This window comes from Sporosarcina sp. E16_3 (assembly GCF_017347125.1).
GTDB lineage: Bacteria > Bacillota > Bacilli > Bacillales_A > Planococcaceae > Sporosarcina.
On sequence record NZ_JADPRX010000003.1, the window covers coordinates 32,110 to 57,818 of the forward strand.

24 protein-coding genes are annotated in these 25,709 nt (G+C 40.7%); all 24 read right to left on the reverse strand.

Annotated elements, in window-relative coordinates:
* Positions 1-242: 242 nt before the first annotated feature.
* The 24 genes from I2483_RS03810 to I2483_RS03925 all read right to left on the reverse strand — a co-directional run bounded on the left by I2483_RS03810 (position 243) and on the right by I2483_RS03925 (position 25,616).
* Positions 243-1,445, reverse strand: coding sequence for a class I SAM-dependent rRNA methyltransferase (locus I2483_RS03810; RefSeq protein ID WP_186671515.1), 1,203 nt, complete (start codon positions 1,443-1,445; stop codon positions 243-245).
* A gap of 209 nt (positions 1,446-1,654) precedes the next feature.
* On the reverse strand, positions 1,655-3,724 hold the full coding sequence (locus I2483_RS03815; RefSeq protein ID WP_207174024.1) for a DUF2339 domain-containing protein: 2,070 nt from the start codon (positions 3,722-3,724) through the stop codon (positions 1,655-1,657).
* A 108-nt stretch (positions 3,725-3,832) separates the two neighbouring features.
* On the reverse strand, positions 3,833-4,429 hold the full coding sequence (locus tag I2483_RS03820; RefSeq protein ID WP_255550263.1) for a hypothetical protein: 597 nt from the start codon (positions 4,427-4,429) through the stop codon (positions 3,833-3,835).
* A 402-nt stretch (positions 4,430-4,831) separates the two neighbouring features.
* Entirely contained in the window at positions 4,832-5,548 is a 717-nt protein-coding gene (locus I2483_RS03825) for a MerR family transcriptional regulator (protein ID WP_207174025.1), read from the reverse strand.
* Between the two features lie 143 nt (positions 5,549-5,691).
* Positions 5,692-6,111, reverse strand: a complete 420-nt coding sequence (locus I2483_RS03830) for a GyrI-like domain-containing protein (RefSeq protein ID WP_207174026.1) — start codon at positions 6,109-6,111, stop codon at positions 5,692-5,694.
* A 175-nt stretch (positions 6,112-6,286) separates the two neighbouring features.
* On the reverse strand, positions 6,287-7,753 hold the full coding sequence (locus I2483_RS03835) for a carbon starvation CstA family protein (RefSeq protein ID WP_207174027.1): 1,467 nt from the start codon (positions 7,751-7,753) through the stop codon (positions 6,287-6,289).
* Positions 7,754-7,898: 145 nt separating this feature from the next.
* Entirely contained in the window at positions 7,899-8,627 is a 729-nt protein-coding gene (locus I2483_RS03840) for a LytR/AlgR family response regulator transcription factor (protein ID WP_218624855.1), read from the reverse strand.
* On the reverse strand, positions 8,627-10,327 hold the full coding sequence (locus tag I2483_RS03845; RefSeq protein WP_481886312.1) for a LytS/YhcK type 5TM receptor domain-containing protein: 1,701 nt from the start codon (positions 10,325-10,327) through the stop codon (positions 8,627-8,629). Before I2483_RS03845 ends, I2483_RS03840 begins: the two co-directional genes overlap by 1 nt.
* Before the next feature lie 301 nt (positions 10,328-10,628).
* On the reverse strand, positions 10,629-11,192 hold the full coding sequence (locus I2483_RS03850; protein ID WP_207174029.1) for a maltose acetyltransferase domain-containing protein: 564 nt from the start codon (positions 11,190-11,192) through the stop codon (positions 10,629-10,631).
* Positions 11,193-11,233: 41 nt separating this feature from the next.
* Positions 11,234-13,087 (reverse strand): glycoside hydrolase family 32 protein, encoded by a 1,854-nt coding sequence (locus I2483_RS03855; RefSeq protein WP_207174030.1) that lies wholly within the window; start codon positions 13,085-13,087, stop codon positions 11,234-11,236.
* Positions 13,088-13,278: 191 nt separating this feature from the next.
* Positions 13,279-14,145 carry an ROK family protein gene (locus I2483_RS03860; RefSeq protein WP_207174031.1) on the reverse strand — a complete coding sequence of 289 codons (867 nt, stop codon included), beginning with the start codon at positions 14,143-14,145 and terminating at the stop codon, positions 13,279-13,281.
* 24 nt (positions 14,146-14,169) lie between these two features.
* Positions 14,170-15,624 (reverse strand): glycoside hydrolase family 32 protein, encoded by a 1,455-nt coding sequence (locus I2483_RS03865; protein WP_207174032.1) that lies wholly within the window; start codon positions 15,622-15,624, stop codon positions 14,170-14,172.
* An 18-nt stretch (positions 15,625-15,642) separates the two neighbouring features.
* Complete coding sequence (locus I2483_RS03870) at positions 15,643-17,247, reverse strand: extracellular solute-binding protein (RefSeq protein ID WP_207174033.1); 1,605 nt, start codon at positions 17,245-17,247, stop codon at positions 15,643-15,645.
* A gap of 17 nt (positions 17,248-17,264) precedes the next feature.
* Positions 17,265-18,140, reverse strand: coding sequence for a carbohydrate ABC transporter permease (locus tag I2483_RS03875; protein ID WP_207151048.1), 876 nt, complete (start codon positions 18,138-18,140; stop codon positions 17,265-17,267).
* A gap of 20 nt (positions 18,141-18,160) precedes the next feature.
* Positions 18,161-19,102: an ABC transporter permease gene (locus I2483_RS03880; protein ID WP_207174034.1), complete on the reverse strand. Its 942-nt coding sequence runs from the start codon at positions 19,100-19,102 to the stop codon at positions 18,161-18,163.
* Between the two features lie 115 nt (positions 19,103-19,217).
* Positions 19,218-20,183: a LacI family DNA-binding transcriptional regulator gene (locus I2483_RS03885; RefSeq protein ID WP_207174035.1), complete on the reverse strand. Its 966-nt coding sequence runs from the start codon at positions 20,181-20,183 to the stop codon at positions 19,218-19,220.
* A gap of 157 nt (positions 20,184-20,340) precedes the next feature.
* Positions 20,341-20,571, reverse strand: a complete 231-nt coding sequence (locus I2483_RS03890; protein ID WP_207174036.1) for a hypothetical protein — start codon at positions 20,569-20,571, stop codon at positions 20,341-20,343.
* 17 nt (positions 20,572-20,588) lie between these two features.
* Complete coding sequence (locus I2483_RS03895) at positions 20,589-21,107, reverse strand: YcxB family protein (protein WP_207174037.1); 519 nt, start codon at positions 21,105-21,107, stop codon at positions 20,589-20,591.
* Positions 21,108-21,197: 90 nt separating this feature from the next.
* Complete coding sequence (locus I2483_RS03900; protein WP_207174038.1) at positions 21,198-21,515, reverse strand: hypothetical protein; 318 nt, start codon at positions 21,513-21,515, stop codon at positions 21,198-21,200.
* Complete coding sequence (locus I2483_RS03905; RefSeq protein WP_207174039.1) at positions 21,508-22,410, reverse strand: DMT family transporter; 903 nt, start codon at positions 22,408-22,410, stop codon at positions 21,508-21,510. The genes I2483_RS03900 and I2483_RS03905 overlap by 8 nt, the downstream gene beginning before the upstream one ends.
* A gap of 72 nt (positions 22,411-22,482) precedes the next feature.
* The gene (locus I2483_RS03910) at positions 22,483-23,499 is read right to left on the reverse strand and encodes an NAD(P)H-dependent flavin oxidoreductase (protein ID WP_207174040.1); all 1,017 of its coding nucleotides are present in this window, start codon (positions 23,497-23,499) and stop codon (positions 22,483-22,485) included.
* 25 nt (positions 23,500-23,524) lie between these two features.
* Positions 23,525-24,682 (reverse strand): PstS family phosphate ABC transporter substrate-binding protein, encoded by a 1,158-nt coding sequence (locus I2483_RS03915; RefSeq protein WP_346267696.1) that lies wholly within the window; start codon positions 24,680-24,682, stop codon positions 23,525-23,527.
* 133 nt (positions 24,683-24,815) lie between these two features.
* Entirely contained in the window at positions 24,816-25,007 is a 192-nt protein-coding gene (locus I2483_RS03920; protein ID WP_207174041.1) for a YwbE family protein, read from the reverse strand.
* 3 nt (positions 25,008-25,010) lie between these two features.
* On the reverse strand, positions 25,011-25,616 hold the full coding sequence (locus tag I2483_RS03925; protein WP_207174042.1) for a class I SAM-dependent methyltransferase: 606 nt from the start codon (positions 25,614-25,616) through the stop codon (positions 25,011-25,013).
* Between the last annotated feature and the right edge of the window lie 93 nt (positions 25,617-25,709).

Below are 25,709 nucleotides of genomic sequence, written 5' to 3' on the forward strand. Positions count from 1 at the left end.
TTAATCCATTCTCGATTAAAACCCTTTGTCCTCCTCCACGAATCAAAAATAGCCGCACCAGATTATCTCCGGCACGGCTTTCATTTTCTTCATTTATCCCGCATTAACGGGCAGTAAGACACCCACTTCAAGTCTTCAAGGACACAAGAAGAATAAGCGGGTGGCAACTGCCCGTAAAAGCCCGAATGGTTAAACTAACAATCAGTTGGGGATGAGGATCCCCCTCTACTTGAAGATTAACTTTATTTCGTCTTCTGCACAATAACAACCTTCAAATAGTTGAATTCAGGGTAATCACGGTTTGTCCGGAAGTCTTTCGGCAATGTTGATTCCTCAAGAATTTTATACCTAGATCCAGCTTCTTCGAAAGCCTGATCGATGAACGTTTTGAATTTCTTCATTCCGAAACTCGCATTATTCGTCGACGCAACAATAATACCATTTTTCTCAGTAATCGAAATCGCATCCATAAGAAGTGCCGGATAATCCTGCGCTGTACTGAACGTATACTTTTTAGTACGAGCGAAACTAGGCGGGTCAAGAATGATTAGATCGAATTTCAAATCATTCCGTTTTGCATAGCGGAAGTAATCAAAAACGTCCATCACTTTAATATCCTGCTGTTCGTAATCGATACCGTTGACACTGAACTGTTCGATTGTTTTTGCATTACTACGCTTCGCCAAGTCGACGTTTGTCGTCTTCACCGCGCCGCCAAGTAGTGCCGCAACAGAAAATGCGCCCGTATACGAGAATGTGTTCAATACATTTCTACCCTCAGAATACTTATCGCGAACCGCTTTACGCATATCACGTTGATCAAGGAAGATACCGGTCATTGCACCATCATTCAAATTGACAGCGAAATTCATGCCATTTTCTCGCACGATAATCGGGAAATCACCTTGTTCCCCTTTAACGAAATCATCCTGTTCGATGTATCCACCTTTCGTGTCAAAGCGTTTCTTCTCATATACACCTTTGTAATCAATGATTTTATCAAACACGCTGTAGACATGATGCTTGAGCGAATAAATGCCTTCGCTGTACCAACTCACCATAAAGTAACCGTCGAAATAATCGATTGTCAGTCCGCCGATGCCGTCGCCTTCGCCGTTGAATACGCGGAACGCTGTCGTGTATGCATCCGCAAATAAAGTTTCACGTCTCGCAAGTGCCGCAGCGATTCTTGACTCAAAGAAGTCAAAGTCGATTACTTCTTCCTCTTTCCGCGTCAGTACCCAGCCAAGACCTTTGTTTTGTAAGCCGTAATAGCCTTTCGCAACGAATCGACGATCTTTATCTACTAATCGTACGATTGTTCCTTCTGCTTCCGTCGCAAGCACGCTGGAATTAATAATTGCATCTTTTAAAATTAGCGGATAGCCTTTTTTGAAATCTTTAATATTTCTTGCATTTACTTGTAAATCGATTGTTTTTGTCATTGTGTCACCCTTACTTCATCGTTTTCCTTATTATCGCACGTTTTATCATTAATTGCGAAATTAGTAAAGCCTTTTGCTCTTTACACTGAATTGAAACAACTTGCCTGGTATCCGCAAGGCAATTTATATCTTCCTTCATCCATATGAAAAAGCAGTGGAACTATTCATTTCCACTGCTTGAATACTTTTTTCATTTGTTACCTCTTGCCTCAGTCTTCCTTCAACAACGTCCGTGAATACACCAGTCCGACAACACCAACGATGGTGAACAAAATTGCTCGAACAAGAATGGAAATACTTGATAAGTCGACGATAAAAAGCTTCAGCACACAAATGATAATGAGCACCGCACCGATAATTTTGACATACTTCCAATTCATTTTCCCACCGATACTGATTGACACAAACGCAAAAGCAAACAACAAGAACGTATGCGCAAACAACACATACTCCAAATCCCATTCATAAGCTTTCGTGAAGGCTAAGTACCATTTATTTAAGACGATGAAATAGATAATCTGCAGGACAACCGCCAGTTGCGGCGTCTCCCACTTCAGCTCTTTCCGTGAAAGATAGAAGCGGTCTTTCATAATCGCCCACACTATAGCTGTAAAAGCAGCCACATAAGCAAATTGTACGAAGAAGTTAAACAAAAACTCACTATGTTTATAAGATGAATTCAAGCCAGACAGTAACATCCCGATACCCGCTATTAGAAACAGAATGACTGCTCCATGCGTCAAGTACAGTCCTTTACTCCACCTATGGAAGACATACATAGCACTAAGAATCACCAATAACACAAGCGCCTGGACATGATTACCTGTTTCAAACGATACATAAGTATTCGCGAGCCCTAGCTCCGTTAATTGAAAGATATAGAAAAGAACAAACAGTTGACCAACAATCAAACTCTTATCAATTGACTTCGTTTTCCCCTTCAAACGAGAAGGCGTAAATTGATAGAGCGTGTAAAATAGCCGACTGAATGAACCAATAAAGACAAGCCACACTGCATGTTCTAAGGACCAAAATGCATTTATTTGCATCGTAGTAAGAACTGTTGGGACCGTAAATAAGTAAATTACTGAGCCGGTCACAATCGTCCTAAGCGTATCATAGCGCAAACCTACCCATATTCCAATTGCCCCATTTAATAGAAGTAACATCAAAAATACCCGAGTATCCTCCATATCGAAGGATAGGATAAAGACACTGACCGCAAATATGGCTACAGCAGACAAAATACCCCGTAGCATGCTTTCCTTCTTCCAAAACGAGTATGCCGCAAACGCACTATACAACAGCGCCAACATGCCGTAAACAAACACTTCCTCCACATGTCCAAGTAGCTTTATCCAGCCGATTGTAAAGACAAAATTCGAGTATAGAAGCGCTTCTGAAAATACATCCCTTGAAATTCGACCTTTTAAGTAAAAAAATAAAATTACGCCATGCTGAATTAACACCGTCGCAACAAGTATCGATTCTTCCGCAAACGCACTGTCCAGAAGTGCATAAACGAACAACGTTAAATGGAATAATACGAACGTTACGTAGAACGTATACTTATGATTTTGACTGAGTGACACATAAAACAGTGATAAAAACAACAACAGGATGTACGCACAGAATTGGACGGAAGTCGCTCCTTCCCCTTCCAATAAGAAAGGGAGTAAAAAACCTGCAATTCCAGAAAAGATCGTCAACGTTTCCGATTTCGTCTTTCTCGATAACAACAACCCTGCGATAATATAAGCCACACCTATCACAAATGCAATCGTGAAATTCAGATAACCATATAAAAGATGTGCCGCAAATGTCGTCAAAATCCCAAGCCCAATAAAACCGCCAAGCAATGTCAGACCAAATCCTTTTTTCCCACCATTATAGTAGCGCTTCCCAAGAAAATAGAGCAAGATTGTTCCTGTATAACCCATTCCAACTCGAACCGGATTGGTGATAAACCCATGATCCATTCCAACTTTCAATCCCCATAAGACACCAAGCAGTAGAATAAACATAAATACGCGCGGAAGCCAGTTGCTTAACACTTTCTCTAGATCGAACTCTTTCCTTACTTTCTGCTGAATCTGAACTTCATCCCGAACTAGTTGCTCAGGCAAACTCTCCATTATTGAGGACAGATGAACTTTCTTCACTTCCTCCGCAACATAGCTTGAAGGGGCTTTCATCTCAACCAATTGCCGTTTTAACGTACTTACTTCCCCTTCTAGATCAGAGACCCGTTGCAAAATAGCCTTCAGTTCTTCATCCAACTTGATCCCTCGTTTCCTATTTACTAGCTTCATAGAACACAATTTAGATATAAAAAAAAGAGCCCCGCTCGACAAATCGATGTGCTCTCATAAAAACAAGTTACTTATTTAGGCCAGTAATCGAAACGCTAAACTTTTCCACATACTCATACGAATAGGCGGCCGTTCTTGCTGGCCCCTGGCCTGATCCAAGTACGTCTGTAAATCACCTTCAAAAACAGGCTCTAAGCAGGGCAGTTGTGAAAAATGATGCGGCTGCACTAAGCTTGGAGAAATGTTAAACATTTGTAAGCCGCCTTCATTTACGACCATCGCTACAAATTGCGAACAGAAAAATGCATGCTTGCGTTGAATTCCCTTATTCAGAGCCACGCCAAACAAACCAATAAAATTATATTTATAAAGTTCTTTATTTTGTTCAATTAAGCGAATTTTATCAAGCATGCGCGTGTATTCTTCCATTGTCACTTCACAACTATAAACCTCACATGTTGCTTGTCGGAATATCCCCTCTGTAGCACTTTCTTTCACAAAGCCACCTACAAATGGATTATGCCGCTGCTTCCGACCGAAACTGTACATCTCGTTCAGCTGTTCATCAAACGCGATTGACGTATGATTTAAATCTTTCCTCGTATACATCCCAATTGCTTTTGACAGCAACGTTCCCGTATCCGTAAGCACAATATATATTGTTTTTTTCATGACTATCAACCCCTTGCGATCTCTTACTGTTACATCCATTATGTACGTTCCGATAGGTTAACTAAACCGGCTGTGGATGGAAACTGTCTAAGACCCGGGACCTAGATAGTAACGGGTATTCAAGACAGTCGATAAACTAACTTTCTTTATACTTACTATACGTTTCAGAAGGAGCTGGGGTTTCATTTCCACGAGATGATTCGGATACTGAATTAAAAAACAGAGCGAACGAATTTGTTCACTCTGCAAATTAGTACAGCCATGATAGACACCCATTTGTTCAGATGCCCCCATTTTAAAGTCCTTGTTCTACTATACGTTTCTCGTAAGCCAATATACATGACTTTAACACAGACCTACCGAGATGCAAAGTTATTTCCTAGACTCTCTGTATTATTTTCCCTATTCGACATAAACCGCCATAGCATCCCTCATAAACACCGCGAGCCCTTCACCGAACTTATCAATATTCTTCGTGAATCTTTCATCAGCTACATACATTTCCCCTAATCCTCGGAATGCTTCCAACGAATAGTTTCCCATCTTATTTAAAAACTCAAACCATTGGCCGATTGCCGCTTGAGCTTCGTCTGAGTTCGGTGACAGATGGCGTAGACTCGCTAAATCGGAGTAAATACGATTCATTTCCTTCTCTAGCTCCGGCCCAAACTGTGCCGCCTTTTTATTTGATTCATCCACTGCCTTGTCACCCCAGCGTTCCCTAGCCTCTTGTTCATATGGGTTTTCACCAAAATCGAACCCTTTAAACTTCTCTTCATTCGTCATTACTAATTCCCCTTTTCCATGTTGAATTGTCTTCTCAATCGTATTGATCATACTATCAAGCTGTTTTCGCTTCTCAAGGAGCATATTACGCTGCATTTCAAAAGCTTCCTGACGGCTAAACGCAGGACTTGTTAGCAGCTCCTTGATTTTTTTCAAAGAGAAGCCAAGTTCGCGAAAGAACAATATTTGCTGCAACGTCGCCAAATTATCGTCCGAATAAAGTCGGTACCCTGCTTCCGTCGTACAATCCGGCGTTAATAAACCGATGTCATCATAATGATGAAGTGTGCGCACACTAACACCGGTCAACTGCGATACTTCTTTCACTTTCATCGCATCTCGCCTCCCTTCAAAACTAACTATAAAGTATGACGTAACGTGAGAGTCAACAAGTGATTATCATTTTTCTTTTTCTTTTCCTTTCAAACAAAAAAAGAGATTCGCGGCCTACACCGTAATCTCTTCTCCTATAGTCTTTACTCGATCGCTAACCAAACTTCAATGTCAAACCCGTCCGAACCTTTAGGATGAACATACCTTTCAAAACTAAAGCTGTTACGCAGTTGAATACCATCCGTTTTCATAAGTATAGTAAACGCCGTTTGTATCGCGTGGACTCCACCTTCAACCTTAGCAACCATGAACTTGCCGGCTGGCACGACAGCTTCTTCTATATTTTGCAACCCTTCGGCAAGATTCGATTTGATACCAGCGATGTAATGAATTTCTCCATCTTTCATCGCCAGGCAAAGCCCAAATGATTCTTCCGCAACGATGCCTTTCTCGGCAAGTTCCTTATTCAGCACGTCCCATTTTCCCGGAATTTCTGACAGCGGTCCTTTCATTCCATACCCTTTAACTTTGAACTCCTCAACTTCTTCGATGCGTGTTTCCATATGAATCTCCCCCTTTATTTCACTATTTACCTACCCGTTCGGCTTAAGTCATTTAGTAGTAAATTATTTTGATGAAAAGGCTCATTGCTGTCAATTCCACCCTACTATACTAAAAAGCGACTTGATGAGCAATCTTCGCTCGTCAAGTCGCCTATTCAATATTCGACTTCTTATATTACGGAATGACAGGTTTAGTTGTTTCATCCCAGTCCGGTGCATACGAGTCGAGTGGTATTTGTTGCGCACGGGCTTTGCCTGCCGCATTGAAGAACACTAGAACCAAGATAATTGAAATGACAGTAGCCCCAATCAATGCGGCATCCATTGGTAAACGGAAACCTATTTGAGCATTCAAAATATAAGTCGTCGTCGCCATTAACATGAACACGCCCGGAATTAAAGCAATCCAGTAATTTTTCTTCGCGATGAATAGATACATCGCCGCGACGAAGAGTGCAATAACTGCGGTTGATTGATTTGCCCAAGAGAAATAGCGCCATAAGATAATAAAGTCAATCTTTGTTAATGCAAATGAAATTGCAAACAGTGGAAGTGCAATCCATACGCGGCTCATTATTTTCAACTGAGGTAATTTGAAGTAATCTGCAATGATCATACGAGCACTTCGGAATGCCGTATCACCAGAAGTAATTGGTAGAATGATAACGCCTAGTATAGCAAGTGTTCCGCCGATTGCACCAAGTATTAATATGGAAGCCTCGCTGACAATCATAGCCGGTCCGCCTGCAGCCAAAAGTTCGTTTAGACCAATTGGTCCATTGAATAGTGACATTCCTGCAGCAGCCCAAATCATTGCCACGATTCCTTCTGCAATCATCATACCGTAAAAGATCTTGCGTCCTTGTTTTTCATTCTGAGTCGTTCGTGAAATAATGGGTGTTTGCGTTGCATGGAATCCAGACAAGGCTCCACAAGAAATCGTTAAGAATAGTAATGGGAATATGGGTAGATTATCAGGATGAAGATTTGCCAATGTTATTTCTGGGATTGCTGCTCCGGTTAGTAGTAGACCTCCACCAACGCCCAGTGCACTGATGATTAACAACAAACCAAAGATTGGATAGACACGACCAATAATCTTGTCAATTGGTAAAAGTGTAGCCAAAATGTAATAGATGAAGATTGCTGCGATGATATAGCCCATTCCCATCCAGCCATTCATCAGATTATAAAGTAAACCTGCTGGCGCGGATACGAACACCGTTCCAACTAGGAGAAGGAGTAAGATAGCGAAAGCATTGACGATATGCTTCATGAATTTACCCAAGAACTTACCTGCAAGTTCCGGAAGATGAGCTCCCTTATTTCGTATTGAAATCATTCCCGTCAAATAGTCATGGACAGCTCCAGCGAAAATGGCACCGAACACAATCCAAATGAAGGCCACAGGACCATATAAGGCTCCCATGATAGGTCCAAATATTGGTCCTACTCCTGCAATATTCAACAGTTGAATCAGCGAGTTCTTCTTAGTATTCATCGGAACATAGTCAACACCATCCTGGTTTGCAAAAGCCGGTGTCTGACGTTCCTCTTTCACCCCGAAAACTTTCTCTACGAATTTACCATATGTAAAATAACCAACTACCAACAGCACTACCCCAAATATAAACGTATACATGAAAACTCCCCCTTTTTGAATGGCATCGCTTTCATTCATTGTAGGTGAAGTTTTCTGATAATATGATTGTTTTAGCCTAACATGCTTTAAATCTAGCCCAAGATGTGAAAGTAGTAGATTAACATGCTCTAACTCTTTTCATTTATCACATTTCCAATCGTTGTCGAAGATCTTTCACGTAGTTACGGCTGACAGACAACTTCTCATTTCTGCCTTCTAATTCCAATTGGTAGGCCCCATTAAACCATGGCGTTAACCGGCTAACATACTTCAAGTTAACGAGATAGCTCTTATGTATCCGAAAAAATGAAAACGATACTAAACGACTTTCCAATTCTTTCAATGAAGTCTTAATTTCATAGTCACACTTTTGTGTAATAATTTTTGTCACTTTCTCATCACGATACATGTACAAAATATCCTTAATGTAAATGTAGTCAATTTCACCTTCCTTTTCAACTGCCAATTTACCAAGATTGCTTATCGCATCCACTTTTTCTTTTGGGTAGACAACTTTATCGATTCTTTCAATCGTCTGTTTCAGTTGCCCCTCATCATACGGTTTTAATAAATAATCAATGGCATTAATTCGAAACGCTTCAGCTGCAAATTGAGGATAGGCAGTTGCAAAAATGATGAGCGGGACTTTTTTTAACTCTACCAGTACTTTAGCGACTTCGACCCCATTCATTTTAGGCATCTCCACATCTAAAAAAACGACGTCTGGCAGTAATTGTACTGTTTTTAAAATGGCGGTTTCTCCACTTTCTGCTTCCCCCACCACTTGAACGTCGGGAAATTTGCTGAGTAAATACGTTAATTCTTCACGGGCATATCGTTCGTCATCTACGATTAAGGTACGGATTGTTCGCATCACACGCCTACCTCCAATTTGGGGATACGAAATGAAATTACCGCCCCTTCATTCCGTTCGCTTTTGATTGATAATGCGGCTTGGTCTCCAAACGTCATCATTAAGCGGCGATTGACATTGAATAGCCCCACTCCCGTTCCAGTTTCAGATTCAATCTGCGCCAATCCTAAAATGGCAATCCGTTCTGGAGTTATTCCTTTCCCATTGTCTTCAACCCTTATTTCTATTTCCGTACCTACATTATGCACAGTCATTTTAATGATACTATTTTTCACCATATCATTAATGCCGTGGTGAATGGCATTCTCAACAATCGGTTGCAATGTGAAAGGCGGAATCTTTTGAGCCAATAAATTATCATCCACGTCATACAAAATGGTCAGTCTATCTACAAATCTTGCTTCTGTAATTTCCAAATATGCTTTTACGTGCGACAGTTCTTGTTCCAAAGATATTTGAGATGCCGTTGTACCTGTTACATTCTGACGCAAGAAGTAGGATAGAGACGTCAATAATTTCCTCGCCTGATCGGGATCCGTGCGAATTAAGGACACAATAATATTCATGGAATTAAATAAAAAGTGAGGGCTAATCTGTGCCTGCAATGCTTTGATTTCCGCTTCTTTTGCCAACTGATACGCACGATCGGTTTCCGCGATTTCTAATTGGTTACTTAATAGCGAACTCAATCCAGCAATCAGCTCGATGCTGACATCCGTAATCACTTTTTCAGATGGATAATACAGTTTCAGCGTCCCAATTGTTTCTCCACGCCTTATGAGAGGGGCGATTACTGCCGCCCCTAATCGACAGCCTGGATAATCACAGTGGATGGTACCATCATTGACAACAACCAACTCGCCATGATGAATGACATCTCTTGTTTCATCCGTACGAATCGGACTGCCTACCTTGTGGTGGTCACTGGCTATTCCAACATGGGCAAGGATATCCGTTTTATTCGTCATGGCAACCGCACTGGGTTGTAATTCACGAAATAAAATCGTGCAGACAGCTTGAGCCGTGTCGGTGTTCATGCCCGTTCGCAAATACCCAAGTGTCTGGTTCGCAATGCGCAACGTTTTCTGTGCCTGCAGTGCCGTCACTTTCTCCTGTTCACCAACGACATTATGGACAATCAACAGAAAAAGGGCTGTACCGACGCCATTGGCCAGAATCATCGGCACGCCGATTACCTCAACCAGAGTAAATGCTTTTTCAAACGGTTTGGAAATCAATAGAATCATGCTCATCTGCATGGCTTCCGCAAGTGCACCAATGCCAAACACAGTAAGTGGTTTAAGTGCTTTCCCTTTACTATAAAAAGCACCGGCGACCACGCCTGCAACGATTGTTGACAAACCGCAAGAGATTGCTGTAAAACCACCCAATGTCATGCGATGAATTCCGGCAATCAGTCCCGCCCCAATTCCCACACGGTAGCCCCCTAATAAACCAGCAGCAACAACGCCAATAACACGCGAGTTCGCAATCGCCTCATCCGACGTCAATACAGTTGCGACACTATTAAAATGCAGTGTATTCATATTAAGCGCAACCCCAAAATACGTACCCACAATACCGAAAAACCCAAAGAACAAAATCGCCGTAATCTCCTGCTTGCGATTCAATTTATCATGATGAACCAAATTTTTAAAGAACTGAAAACGAGTTAAGATGAAGGCAACCGCTACAATCATACCCACTCTCTCCAACATTATGACAAGCAAGTCTAACAGCGTAATCCCCCCCATTTCAAAAGCACGTTGGCTAAATTATACTGTAAACTCGCTCATATATATATCTTTATTTTCAGTTATTGACGGAAGGGATGTAAAAGTTGAAAGGACACGAATAATTCTACGAAAAAAAAGCGACAGCCACTTGGTTAAACAAGTGTCTATCACCACACATTATTATTTCAAACCCTCCGTCATAAATCCTATCATTTCATTACTCATCCTACTTATGCTTTTAATAATCTCGTGGAATAAGTAGCCCTCACTCCACATCAATCTCTTTAATAACTTTCGCCGGGTTTCCACCTACAACCACATTATCCGGTACATCTTTTGTCACAATTGCGCCTGATGCAATCACTACATTATTTCCTATGGTTATTCCAGGGTTAATAACAGCTCTGCCACCAATCCACACATTATCTCCAATTGTGACTGGCTTACCATATTCCAAACCCGCAATTCGTTCCATTGGATCTAGTGGATGGGTAGCTGTGTAAATATGCACACCTGGAGCAATCATACAATTATCACCAATCCTAATTTCACATACATCCAAAAACACACAATCAAAATTGGCGTAAAAGTTTTCACCGACATGGATGTTAGAACCATAATCACAGCGTAAGCTTGGCTCAATATTAAGATCCTTGCCAGTCGAACCAAATAGCTCTTTTAATAATCTAGTCCGTTCACTATGCTCACTTTCCATCGTCTCATTAAATAACCTCGTTAACCGACGAGCGTTTTCCCGTTCTTTTGTTAATGCAAGATCCGAGGGACGATACAATTCGCCAGCTAGCATTTTTTCTCTTTCTGTTTTCATCGTGCGTCTCCCCGTACTATGAAATTTGAGTGCATTAATTTTCACGAATGAACCCTGACCTTCATCACCTTAGTAACCTTGCCACTTGCATCACTTATAGTAATATTCGTAACCCCAGATTCTAAAGCTTTCACAGAAATCGTTGAATCATCCTGCTCTGTGATTCCCACTATATTCGGCAGTTCAACTTCCCATGTATAGCTTTCATCATAAACATAACCATTCGGCTTCACCTGTGCCTTAACAGTCGTCATTTCTCCAACTTTTAACGTGATATATTCTTCACTGACTACAATCCCCGTCATCTCATCTGCTTGGGGACGTTCTCGCCATGTCGAATTCAATTCAAAGAAGTCCAATAGCACGACATCCACACTACCACCCTTTGTATATAATTCAATTGCACTATTCGTCGGTTTTGTATAGATCAATTTAGTGAATGTAAATTCACCTTCATTGACAAATAGCTCAATTGAAGATTCATCCACAAGACCTCTTATTTTAATCTGTTTTCGCCCCATTGGATATTCTGTTTCGTGACGATTGCCGAACTGAAACATATTTCCGTTACGATCCGTTAATTGTTTCAGCCCTGCATTTGAACGATCCAAAAATATTTTATTCGTCGCTGTATCGACGCCAAAAACAGTTTCTTCCTCCTCGGATTGTCGGAGACGAATGCCGAACTCTTCTACATCATCCCACTCAACAATCATTTCAAATTCAAATGTTGTACTCATAAATGTATCAATCGGATGGTCGCCTTCTAATTGGAATGCCTCCACATGATGAGCACCTGCCCGTAAGCTCTCTATTTCTTTAATAGGTCCTTGGAAAATCCGAATACTACCATCTTCAATTGTCCGAAGTGATAACTCACGCGGAATCGTCATTGAGCCCATCCATGGATCTGTTGGAGATTGGTATGGATAGCGCCAATTCGCCATCCAGCCAAGCCAGATCCTTCGACCGTCCTCATCAGGTATATCAGAAAATGACTGTGCCGCATAAAAATCTTGTCCAAAATCAGTGGTTAGTACTGTTTCTGGGGGATTGTCGTTAACAAACGTCATTCCATCAAATTCTCCAATGAAGTATTGGGCCGTTGAACCATTCGTTACATCATTATCACCGACACTAACATGCAGAACCCACTTCTTATTTCCCTTTTGCCCGTCGACAGATAGCTGGAATAATTCCGGACACTCCCATACAGCGACATGCGAACCTTCATCATCTCCGAATTGACTCTGAAACGTCCAATCAATCAAGTTAGAAGAATTGTAGAACGTGACACTCTGATTCGTAGAAACCACCATTATCCACTTATTTGTATCCTCATGCCAAAATACTTTAGGATCGCGAAAGTCTTTTATACCTGGATTTCCAATAATCGGATTGCCTTTATAACGCTCCCATGTTCTCCCTTTATCCTTACTATAAGCCATACCCTGTGCTTCTCCGCCCTCAGTACTCGTATAAAAGGCAACTAAACCTGCCTTCCCATCAAACAATCCGCTGGAATCATTCCAGTCCACAACCGTACTACCAGATAAGGCTTGCCCAAGTAAATCATGCTCCAAAGCAACGGGGAAATGCTCCCAATTAAGCATATCTGTACTAATGGCATGCGCCCAGTTGCCATTCTTTTGATGAAATAAATGATATTCTCCTTCAAAGTATATTAGTCCATTTGGATCTGCTAAATTCCCTGAAGGCGTTGAAAAGTGGTACTGTGGCCGATACATTTCCGTATAATAATCAGCATTCGCTGCCTGCTTCTGACGAAGACCCACTACCTTCAAATCATTATCCCCCTTAACATCTTGTTCAACTTCACTGCATCCGACTAGAAAAATAAACATCCCCATCATCGACAAAATAAGTCTTTTCATTTTCAAATCATCTTCACTCTCCCTAATATAAGCGCTTTCAATAAAAATTCAAGACCAAACCAATTGCATAAAAAAACAATTGATTTGATCTCTTATTTTGATTCTAGATAGGTTGAAATAAAGAATGCCATTGAATATGCTACAGTGTTAGGGGGTGCCTCTCGCCAAAGCGAGTTCAAAGGAGACCCCCATTACAACTCACCCTTCGCCAAATAAAATGCACCTTTAATCGCTGAAAACCCTTCAATGCCAGGTGTTACAATATAATCAGATATCTGGTCCTCTAGCTGTTGGAAAGCCAAATAATGATTATTCATCTCTTGTAAATGTTTAAAAATAACAGGCAACAATTGTCTTTGCCTCATGACCCCACCACCTAGAATAATTCTTTCCGGTGATAGCGTTAGAATATACGTCATTAACGCTTGAGCGATATAATAGCCTTCGATTTCCCACACTTCCGGTCGACCTTCAAGCAACACAGCTTTCTGGTTCCATCTTTTTTCAATCGCTGGTCCAGAGGCTAGTCCCTCCAAACAATCACGGTGAAATAGACAATCGCCCTCGAAATGATCATCTGGATGCCTTCTGACCGTGACATGCCCCATCTCAGGATGACTAATTCCATGCAGCATCTTACCCTTATTCACCGCGCCCACGCCGATTCCAGTCCCAACTGTGATATAGATACAGCTATCAACATCCTGAGCAGCTCCAAACTTCGCCTCACCCAATGCGGCAATATTGACATCCGTATCGAACACCATCGGGACATTCAAGTACTCTTTTAACGATGACAGGATATTAAAATGCTGCCATTGTACTTTAGGCGTCGTTGTAATACAACCATAACTTGCGGAGTTTGGGTTAATATCAGCTGGACCGAATGACCCCACTCCTAATGCTTGAATCTCAAATTGTTGAAAGAATTCCTGAACTTTCACCATAGTCTCAGCAGGGGTTGTCGTTGGAATTTCAATTAGCTCAATCACATTAAAATCCATATCCCCCACAGCACAGATAAACTTTGTTCCACCTGCTTCAATTGCGCCTAGCAAGACACATTCTCCTCTCCGTACATATCATGAGTGACTTGCTGAAATATAGCTATTTGTTAACTGGATAGCTCCACCTGATGCAAAAAGGACAATCTCTTCACAGACCTTATCCGGATAAATCAAGCTCGTTACAGCATAAGCACCCTCATTCACGAATATTTCAATAGACGATGAATCTACAATAATTCGCAATTTCACCTGACTTGTAACTTGTAGGTTCAATTCTTGGAGATTCGAAAAGTTTTTCGAGAATGTAATTTCTCCCGAATGCTTTCTATCCAACGTGATATGATTCGTCTCTGAATCTATTGTTAGTAACGTTTTTTGGCTTTCCGTATGGGACAACACGATACCGAATTGCTTCGCGTCATGATTATCAATCTCTAAAACAATCTCTACACTTGGCTTATCCACAGCAAATGTTTTCGTCTCTTCGCTGTTGATCAACACATCGTCAATTTCAACAACTTTCGTAAAGTATGAATCTAGTTCCTTGACAGGATTTTGAACGACCAGTAGTTGATCTCCAATATGTTGTAACGCTAGTGTTCTCGGCAACGTCATCTGACTTCTCCAACCCTCAGTCGGTACTTGGTTGGCATAGCGCCAATTACTCATCCAGCCCAGATAAATTCTTCGACCATCTTCCTTAGGTATATCCGAAAAACTAACACCTGCATAATTGTCTTTGCCAAAATCCAGCCACTGAATCTCTTGGTTATCAGCTGTAAAAGTAGAGCCATCAAAAGAACCTACAAAGTATTGCGTTCTTGAGCCACTCTCGAATTGAGCGCTGTCCCCAATACTGACCAATAGCACCCACTTTTTCTCTTCACTATTGTCCACAGCTAATTCAAATAGATCAGGACATTCCCAAACGCCATCATGAGAACCAATATTATCCCCAAATTCACTTTCAAACCGCCAATCTATTAAGTTTGATGAAGAGTAAAAAGTTACCGTTTGTCCTGTCGCTAACGTCATCAACCATTTGGCCGTTTCAGTATGCCAAAACACTTTCGGATCCCTAAAATCTACTTTTGTTGGGTGTTGAAGTACAGGATTACCTTCGTACTTTGTCCATGTTCGGCCTTGGTCATGACTATAGGCAAGACTTTGGGTTTGAATGGCCGGCGTTCCATCTTCCTTATCCAAATGATGCGTAAAAATCGCTACAATTCCTGGCTCAACCGGGAAAAAACCCGATGTATTACGCCAATCTACTACAGCACTTCCTGAAAAAATCGTCCCTAATTCATCTGGATAGAGGGCAATCGGCAACTCCTGCCAGTCAATCATATCCTGACTGACAGCATGGCCCCAATGCATGGGACCCCATATACTATCATTAGGATTATATTGAAAGAATAAATGATATTCACCTTTAAAATATACCATTCCGTTCGGATCATTCATCCAATTTTTTTGTGGTGCAAAGTGTAAGGTTGGTTTATACTTCTCAAGATTATAAGTCGTCAATCACTATTTCCTCCTCTATTAGTTTGAATTCCGGTCATAACCATCTTGTTTAATTTGTAGCCACGTAGGATATTTCAATCGATCTAGCTCTGCTAAATACTCTTCCCACTCTTCTTCGGATTTCCCAGTTTTAATCCACTCTGCTCGCTTTCTGTGAACATAAGCGAATAAATCTGCTTCGATCGTCGATAGCTCTTTTAACTCGTCAAGAGAGAAAAATACTTTTGGATATATATTGTCGGCATTCATATGTGGTACCATTACTTCTTTCATTAAATTTAGTCTCCCCACAGCATCATCCGGCTTTGTCGTAACTGTTCCATAGTATTCATCCAGAATTACTAATGGTCCGCCTATATTTGTTTTTTGTCTTAGCTCAACAGGTGCCGTTCCTTCCAATGAAAGATGTTTTAGCATATTGGCACTTTCGTCAAACTCAAAGATATTTTGTTGCTCTGTATCGCCATAAGTTCCCCAGTTATTTTGCACAGATTGCACCGGATCATAAAGTTGGTCAATCCATTTGGCCGTTAACTCCAAGTTTTTATTAGTACTTGTAATGACCATTTTCCCTCTGTCAAAGCCCATACCATTTGTACGTGCAACATGAACATTTCCTGTCGCATCAGCAAGTGGTGGCATTAGTTCATACTGATCATTGTCGCCAGTAATATTGGCTTTGTCCCACGTGAAATATAATCCATATTTTAGGTCTTTCCCTTTGGCCAAATACGTATTGAAGTCTTGTTCAAAAGCTTCTTCATCAATGAGGTTGTTTTTATATAGGTCAGCAAAATACATCATTGCATCGCGATAGCCTTCGTCAGCTGCTGTAAAAACGACTTTACCGTCATTGGAAACGACCGTATGATCCCAGTTATCGCCCAAACCAAATGGATTGAATAAAAACGCAAGGTCTTCCCCTCCATGGTTAATGATGAAAGAAAGTGGGATTTCATCGGCTTGACCATTGCCGTTCGGATCATCATTTTTGAAAGCCAGTAACACTTCTTTTAGCTCTTCTGCATTGGTTGGCATATCCAATCCTAAATTGTTCAGCCACTCCACGTTAATCCATGGGAATGTATCAATGGAGTGAATACTTTCTTTCCCTGCACCCAATTCCTCAATCCATGGAAAAGCATAAATATGGCCGTCTGTTGCCGTAATCATGGATTTGTACTCTGGTTTTTCCTCCAATACTTTTTTAAAGTTAGGCATGTACTGGTCGATAAGATCTTCCACAGCAATAATCGTGCCATCCTTCCCTAACTTTTGAAGATCATAATCATTGTAGCCGGCATCTAAAATAGCATCTGGTAAATCGCCACTCGCAACTGTCAAGTTTCTCTTTTCAACAAACGAATCACTCGTATAGTTTTTCCATTCAATATTGACACCCGTTTCTTCCGCCAATCGTTTGTAAATTAACTTTTCATTTGGATCTGTAGGTGCTAAAGGCGAGCTCTGCGTCATGAACTTTAAAGACACCGCTTCTTCCAATGGAAATGTGACATCTTTCAGCTCATAATCTTCAGATGACGTGCCGCTCCCCTTACTACATCCCGCAAATAATAGTCCCGTAATGATTAAAGCTACTAGTGCTTTATTGCCTTTTCCCATACTAAAACCCCCATTTTTTATTTTATTGAGCCTACCATAACGCCTTTTTCAAAATACTTTTGGAAGAATGGATACATAATGATTAGAGGTAAACTAGAAAGAATAATAGACGAGTATTTAATCATTTCCGACATCTTTTTCAACTCTGCCATGGCAAGTTGATCACCAATCATGCCAGGCTGAACTTCATTTTGAATAAGAATCGAACGTAACACCAACTGCAATGGATGCAATTTAGCATCCTCTAAGTAAATCATGGCGTCAAAATAAGAATTCCATTGCCCTACAAAAGCATATAATGCTAGAACAAAAATAATTGGTTTAGATAGCGGTAAAATAATTTTGAAGAATATAAGTAAATCAGATGCCCCATCGATTTTTGCCGCTTCTTGGAGTTCCTTAGGAATGGCTCTGAAATACGTTCTAGCTAAAATAATATTCCAGACACTAATCGCACCTGGCAAAATAATAGCCCATATGCTATTTAACATCCCTAGATCCTTGACCACTAAATACGTTGGGATTAAACCACCACTGAAAAACATCGTGATGAGGAAGAAGATCATAATGACTTTCGTTCCTCTAAAACCCTCAACCGATAATGGATAAGCAGCTAGTATGGAAACAATAACTGTCGCCAAAGCAAATCCAACTGAGTACAGAATCGAGTAAAAAAATCCTCTAATAATCGCTTCGTTTTGCAAAATCTTCACATAGCCTTGCACACTCCAATCGTCCGGATTGAACGATATGCCTTTACTTAGTAAGACGTTAGGTTCTAAAAACGAGGCTAACAACACATAGAGCAATGGCAACAGAATTATCAACGTCGCAATAATAAGGACATACTTATTAATCATGAGCAGAAATCGATCTTTTTTCGAATAATTCATATCCCTACCTTGTCCCCCTTTTAATAAAGACCTTCACCTTCATTAAGTTTTTTAACTACGTAGTTCACAAAAACTAGTAAAATCACATTGATAATGGAGTTAAATAATCCAACTGCCGATGAATACGCATAGTCTCCGGCTTGTAGCCCCACTTTGTAGACATAGGTTGCAATAATTTCAGACGTTGGAATATTCATAGCGGTTTGCATCAAATAGGCTTTTTCAAATCCAATGCCCATGATTCCACCTGCCGAAAGGATAAATAGAACAGCCATCATAGGTTTTAATGTCGGAAGATCGATATGCTTTACTCTTTGCAACAATGATGCTCCGTCAATGGTTGCTGCATCATGTAGCTGGGGATCGACATTAGAAAGCGCTGCCACATAAATGATAGAAGCCCAGCCTGCCCCCTGCCAAATACCCGAAAGAATATAGATGGATACAAATGCACCTGGGTCAGACATGAATGAAATTGGATTGTCCATGAAAAACGATAAAATCGTATTAATGGGTCCCGTTGGTGATAAGAAGATAAACAGCATTCCTGTAATGACAACAACCGAGATAAAATTCGGTGCATACAGGATTAATTGAATATTCTTCTTTATGGATGCTCGTTTCACCTGATTTAACATTAATGCCAGAATAATAGGTACCGGAAACCCTAACACTAGGCCGTAAACACTTAGTTTAAGCGTATTCATAAAAATGTCTCCAAAATTAGGAGAAGTTAAAAACTTTGTAAAATGCTCCAACCCTACCCAATCACTTGCCCATATACCTTTCATAGGACTGAAATCTTTAAAGGCAATAATAGATCCATACATCGGAATATACTTAAAGATAATTGTCAAAATAATCGCCGGGGCTAAAAATAAATACAGCATGTAATTTTGTTTCATGTACTGGAACAAACTTTTTTTCTTATGGAATACGTTTGTTTTTGAATCAGTAGTCATTTTTTATATAGCCCCCTTAAATGTTTTCGAATTTATAAGTTAATAATATGTCAACTACACCAACATGTCAACCGCTTGACATACAAAAATCTAAAAAAACCTAATCTTTAGAAAATTAGGTTGTCTCACTGATTAACAACTGAACAGGCAATACAGTTTCATATGAACCTGAACACTCTGGGTTATCAATCATATCCACTAATTTTTTCACAGATGTTTTAGCAATTTCCTCAATTGGCTGTTTAATTGTCGTGAGTTGAGGTAATAACCTCCTCGTCGTTTCCGTTCCATCGTAGCCAATGATTTTTAGCTGCTCAGGCACTTGGATGTTCAATTCTCTTGCAACTTGCAAACAAGCAGCAGCCATCATATCATCACTGGCGAATATGCCATCTGTTTCCGGGCGTTCCAACAAAATTTTCCTTATCGATAAAACCATATCCTCATCGCCAAACAGCAATTCATATGTAATCGGATTATCGATTAGGTCCTCATAAGCTTTCCGCCTATATTGAGCAGGTGTTTCTAATTCAAGTGGACCATTAATATGAATAATTGACCGGCATCCTCTATCAATTAAATGCTGAACTGCCAATTTTCCGCCCATGTAATTATCAGATCCTACTACAGGTACTGTTGGTGCCAAGTAATGGTCAATCGCAACAATCGGAAGCTTTGGATACTTATATGTATCAATTCCCCGATTATATGAACAGACAATGATACCATCTACTTGATGTCGAATCAGCATGGTTGCGTAGGCTTTCTCTTTTTCAAGCTGCCCTGAACTATTGCAAAGAATAATCTTATAACCTAAAGAAGAACAGATATTTTCAATATACAACGATAATTCCCCGAAAAAAGGATTGCTAACTGTCGGGACGATCAGTCCAATAAAATTCGTTCTCTTTTTGAACAGAGACCTCGCAACATCATTGGGGTAATAATTCAATTCTTTAATAGCGTTCTCCACTTTTTCTTTCGTCAGCTCACTAATATACCCCCTATTATTTAACACGCGAGATACAGTAGTTGGAGATACTCCCGCTGCTTTCGCAACATCTTCTAATTTAACTTTCATAATATATCTCCTTAATAAATCATATTTATTCCCGATATTAATTACATCTTAGCATATACTCCTGTCTGGTTACTTGCTAAGGAAACCCTTACGAGCAAAGCCTTAAGATAAAACGCAAAAAAACCGTCCTTCTTCATAAGAGGATAGGTTTTCTTGTTTATGCTGTAATATTCATTTGCTCTTTCTTAAATTCACCAAGCTTTTTAGCGGTATTATTTTCCGTCGGTTTACCAAGCTGATCGATTTTATTAGTCCAATCAGATAGACGTTCACGCTTTGCTGTTGTCGTTAGACCCCTAGCCCCATCAAGCGCGATTTCCTGCTTCAGCAGGCAGATAATAAAATGTTGAAATACCCGGTAAAAGGGTGAAGTATTTTTTCTGTGCATTTTTATTCCTCCACAATTCAACCATTATTCATTACCTTAGATTGAATATATTGCTTAACTTCATCTGCATGATCAATCTCCCTTTTCGGAAGGATATAGGCACTTACTGAGCTGTTGTAAAGATAGTAATATCCCTCGTCTTCTTTGAAACTTGTTATGCCGGACCAAGTTACTTTTGTTTCTTTGTTTAGGGACGTATCCACTAATCCTTCTTCTGTCATTTTCAGTTGATGATGACCGATTAAACCGTCATTTTTTCCTTCTTTGATCATTTTCTTAGCATTACGGGCAATGAGTTTGTAAAAATGCTTCGGGTAAAAAATAATCCATAGTATACTCATTATGAAAAAAGTGATGAATAGCGGTAGAAATGGCATGTCACTAATCGCAGCATAAACATAAGAAATAATGATAAAGAATAATGGAGATAAAAACCTTTGCAATGCCAATGCCCGTTTACCAGTTTCAGAGTTTTTGATATGATACAAATTGAAATTTATATAATCTTCTTCTGTTAAATTGTAGTAAATTTCCATTGTAACCTCCTCAATCTTTCATCATCTTAGTGACAGGCACCAGAACTAATATGATTAAACAAATTACTTTCACCGGTAATTACCCTGACGTTATTTCTCCAATAGTCTTTCAAACTTATAAAAAGAAAAAAGCCTATATAATACAGGAATTACGGCTATAATTGACACCCACTTCAACGAGCCGAAAGCAAAGCCGATACCTACTAAAACTGCCATTACAAACAAGAAATTGCCCGAAAAACCATTAAGCGGTTGATTGTCTAAGAAAAGTCCCCTGAACCCTTTCAATTCTTTTACATAACAATCTTCATGATAAGCAACTACAACAAAAAATATAGTTGCGGTTATTAAATCCCCTCTAAACTTAATTTCTTTAGAGCATTTTTCACAATAAACAGCTTTAGACACGGGTATCCCCCTTTTCAAACATTCCGTTCAGCCGTTTCTTTTTCAAAAAACCGAGTTTCGTTTCCGATATGACGATTGCGCTAAGGATGAGTATTGCACCAATGGCCATTTTCCCAGTCATTACTTCGCTTAAAATCACAACTGAAAATGCCATACCCCAAAATGATTCGGTCGATAGAATGATTGCTGCTTTCGTTTCCGTTATAAACTTTTGTGCAGTTGTTTGTAATAAAAATGCGATTGTTGTCGAGAATACTGCCAGGTAAAGAAGTGGGAGCAGACCTTCTGCCTCCATAGAAAAGGTTGTTTCACTTTTGAATACTACAACGACGTATCCAATCACTGCCGCTACCGTCATTTGAATAATCGTTAGCTGGATAGGGTCCTCGTCTTTTACAAATTTAGAGGTATAGAAGATATGGAACGCAAATCCTACTGCGCAGCATAGCGTTAATAAATCTCCTACGTTGACTTCTGAAGAGAATTTAAGTGATAGTACTGCTACACCAATCATGGCCATGAACGCCCCGCCGAGTTCAAAGATATCAATTTTCTTCTTATAAATGATGAATCCTATAAATGGTACAATAACAACATTGACAGCAGTTAAGAATGCATTTTTTGAAGGTGTCGTATACTGTAAACCTACCGTTTGAAGAGCAAAAGCGATATAGAGAACGATCCCCAATATTGACCCTTTTATCAATGCACTTTTCTTTATCATCTTTAACCGTTTATGAAACACAATCGCTAAAATTAGTGCGCCTACGACAAACCGCCCCGCCAGTATTTGATACGGAGTATAGTATTCCAAGGATACGGCACTAGCCACAAATCCGCTACCCCATATGATTGCTGTGATAATAAGTCCTATTTCGCCGATATATTTCCGCATTTAATCCATCGCCATCCTTATCAATATCATTTATTCAGTGTACCAAATCGGATGGCTGAATGGCGCAAATTATTAAATAAGCTTTCCGATGATAGCTTTCAATTTTTCACTAGTGCTTAAATGCACACTTTCGCCCGCCCACAACGACATAAAATCAGTATTTCCTTGCTTTGCCGCCTCTTTACGAATCTTTTTTGTTAAATCATTCTGATACGGGTAGGGTGCAATAACTTCCTCTCTCATTTCAATAATGAATCGATTGCGTATACCGCGTGCAGTTTTTCCAGAAAAGGCCTTTGTTAATACCGTACACCCAACTTCTGCATCCAAAGTTGCCTGTTTATAAAGAGGATGTGCGCCACTTTCATCGGCCGCCAGGAATGCAGTTCCTATTTGAACAGCCTGTGCCCCAGCAGATAGCGCTTTACCCATCATTTCTTTATTCGCGATGCCCCCTGCTGCAATGACTGGAATTTGAACAGTTGCGACTACCGCTCCAAGCAATTCAACCAGAGGAATCATCGTTATTTCACCAGCAAAAGACCCTCGGTGCCCACCTGCTTCACTGCCTTGTACAACGATTGCATCCATGCCCGCTTGTTCTACCAGTTTCGCCTCTTCCACAGTCGTTGCTGTCCCGATGAGATAAACGTCATTTCCTTTCAACAATCGCACGGTCTTTTCATCCGGCAATCCGAATGTAAAGGAACAGATTTTCACGCCTTCTTCTACCACTACTTCAACTTGCCTATCAAATTCAGATTCAGAAAGCGTTACTTCCCAAAACGGAAGACCGAGCTGCTTGCCAATCGGTTGTAGCGCCTCATATGCTTGCCGTAAATACAGCGGGTCCACTTCAACCCGTTCCGGAACAAACAAGTTCACCGCAAACGATTTCTTCGTCCGCTCCTTCACATCGCGAATAAACTGACGCGTCTCATTGGCTGATAGATAACCCGCTCCAATTGAACCAAGTATGCCTGCTTCCGCAGATGTCGCCACAAATTCCGGCGTCGTCACCCCTGCCATCGGGGCTTGGATGATAGGGTGCTTGAGTTCTAATAATATAGTCAAGTTGGTTTCGTTCATTTTACTATCCTCCATAAATCCATAATTAATTCGAAACGTACCCTGTCTTCTCAATAATCTCCTGCCCTTGCTCCGATAAAACCCAGCCAATGAATGCTTCAACATGCGGATTGTTACTCCCAGCTGTGACGGCGTACAATTCGTTTGTAACCGGATAAGTCCCCGCGCGAATGGTTTCCTTTGTTGGTTCGACACCGTCAATAGCCAGTAAACGGATGTTGTTATTTTTCGTCATTTCCGTTGAATAGTATCTGAACGTGTAGCCAATTGCATTGTTGTAGTTTTTATAATCGGATACTTGGTCGATAACTGTGCCCATTAGTGATGCAATGTCCTCAACAGGCGGATCCATAATCGGCACGTCGCCCATAAAATGTTGGAGAGCTGTCTGGCTACCGCTATCCTCAGGTCTTTGGAAAGCCCGAATAGCCTTCATCTTACCGCCGACTGCTTTCCAATTCGAGATGTCTCCCGCGTAAATTCCCTTGATTTGATCTGCGGTCAAACTCCGCACAGGATTTTTTTCATTAACAAAAAATACAAACGCTTCTTTGCCGATGGGCGTCAACTTTAGTTCTTTTCCTAATCGTTTCGCTACCTCCAACTGCTGGTCAGATGGGGCAAGCGCGAATATGATATCAGCCCTGCCATTTACGAGATTACTATAAGCTTCCCCCGTACGATTCGACATCACTTCACTGTCGTGTTGGTCATACTTTTTTTCAGGATACACTGCCTGTGCGAAAGCAGCATAGACAGGATATAGTGCAGTCGCGCCATCAATAATCGGCAGATTTTCTTCAATTTTCAACATCGAAGGTTCGGTCAGGGTCACCGCTTTTGTATGGTCACTAAATGGTTCATATGCGCTCGTATCCACATAACCATCTTGCACGACGGCCCTTGTTTTATTGTAAATGCCCGGAATTGCGGCAATTAGTGATAGGCTAACAAGTCCAATGATGATGCGGTAAACAACTTTTTCATGTTTGCTTTTCCCAAACATTCTTACGAATAATACAGTACCCAGCGATACATAAAGCACTAGCAAAAGTGGTAGCAAAAATAACAGTCCGGCGAACCAGACATATAAAGAGCCAATAAGTACAAAAGGCAATAACAAGCCCATAATTACAATGAATAAAACAATATCCCCCGCTTTTCGTACAGTATCTTTCTGCACATCATTTCCTCCTTTATGACGCCTAATTCTTAGCGTCATTCAGATATAGTAAACCTTACCGCAAAAACCCATTCTTAGTGTTTAAGAATGGGTTTCCAGTTGCTTCGAGTTAGTATACAGCTGATAATTTACCTTACAAGATCTCGCAAACCCGTCCAACTTGTCCGTCTTCCAAACGTACTTTAATACCATGTGGGTGGAAGCTAGAGTTCGTTAATAAATCTTTAACGACACCCTCCGTCTTTGTGCCCGACCGCTGATCTTTTTTCAATATGACTGCCACTCTTATTCCAGGTGTTACATCTGCACGATTCTGTCCATTCATTCGTTACTCGTCCTCTCTTTTTTGAAACATACTTTGCACAACGTGGGCGGTTCCAGTATGCAACTGCCCCTCCACGCGATTAACTTCCCCAATATGGAAGTGTTTGACGAAATAACCGTCGAATTGTTCGAGCATCTGAACTGGATCACACAACATTTCTGCAATCCGTGGGCCACCAGTTCCGTAACGCAGTTGCTCTTTCGAATACAGTTCGCTAATATAGTAGCCGCCCGGTTTCAACGATTTTTTTATCCCCAATAACGTACGGTCCATAACGTTTCCCGGGAAATGACCGAAGATGTGGACTATTGCATCCCATTGTTCTTCTTCCCACATTACCTCCGATAAATCTCGAAGCTCAGTTTTTACGGCGACACCTTTTTCATCTGCTAACTGCTTGGTTTTCTCCAGTCCCGCTGGCGCATAATCCCACGCCGTCACGTCGAAGCCAAGCGTTGCTAAGTAAACCGAGTTACGCCCTTCTCCTTCTGCGATGCAAAGCACTTTACCCTTAGGTAACTGCTGTGCCGCCTCTACGAGAAATCCGTTGGGCTCTTTTCCGTAGACATATTCTTTTGCTAAGAACCGGTCGTTCCAACTGTTAGACATTTGCCAGACCCCTTTTACTAGATTGATTCTAGCTTACCACATTGTTAGCGAGGTTTATGATCGGTTTGCCGGGTTATATGATCGCTCGCGGTC